Source organism: Deinococcus alpinitundrae (assembly GCF_009982895.1).
GTDB classification, from domain to species: Bacteria; Deinococcota; Deinococci; order Deinococcales; family Deinococcaceae; genus Deinococcus; species Deinococcus alpinitundrae.
On record NZ_WXZL01000086.1, the window covers coordinates 1 to 817 of the forward strand.

At 59.7% G+C, this 817-nt stretch carries 1 protein-coding gene; it reads right to left on the reverse strand.

All coding sequences use genetic code 11. The features are described 5' to 3' along the window. Positions 1-11 precede the first annotated feature (11 nt). Positions 12-767: an IS630 family transposase gene (locus GUI70_RS22495; RefSeq protein WP_272952923.1), complete on the reverse strand. Its 756-nt coding sequence runs from the start codon at positions 765-767 to the stop codon at positions 12-14. Positions 768-817: the final 50 nt, after the last annotated feature.

Sequence of the window (817 nt, forward strand, 5' to 3'; positions counted from 1 at the left end):
CTAGTAGTCCGTCAAGAAGGATTTGATGGAATTTTCGGGTAGAGGCAGGGCAGCTTTCGGCGGGCATCGTCGGTGGTGAACCGCCACTTCACGCCCACCCGCTTCTGGTTGCGCTTCCTCGACCAGGCCTCGACTTCGCTACGAAGCCGCTCTACACTGTCGATCCGACGATCCAGACATTGACGTGACAGCACAGCGAACTCGATCTCGACAGCATTCAGCCAACTGCCGTGCTTGGGCGTGAAATGGAACTCCAACCGTGTGGCCAGCCGCCGCGCTTCGGCGGCTGGGAACGTCTCGTACAGGGCCGCGACGGTGTGGGTGTTGAGATTGTCCAGCACCACGCGGATAGTGACTGCATGGGGATACAGCACGTCGCAGACGTGCTGCATACAGATTGCGAACTCGGTCTTGGTGCGCTGTTCGGTCACCTTCAGCCAGCGTTTGCCGCTGAGCGGTTCCAACACGCCGAAGAGGTTGGCCGTCCCCTTACGTTCGTACTCGTCGTTTTCACGGAGCGGCTGGCCCGGCTTCAAGGGGATGGGGGTCAGGACATCCGCCAGCAACTGACATGGTCGTTCGTCGAAGCAGATCACCGGAAAGAGCGGATCCAGTGGCTGAGCATAGAGATCCAGCACGTCCTCCATCGCCGCAACGAACGCGGCGTTTTCAGTCGGCGGAATCACCCACTGTTCCTTCAGATGCGGCTTGAGGACGTTTTTTTCAGCGTTTTCCGGATGGTCTCGTGACTCACTGCCGGAACGTATCCGAGTTCGACCATCTTGTCGGCCAGCAGGCGCAGGGACAGGCGTGCCTG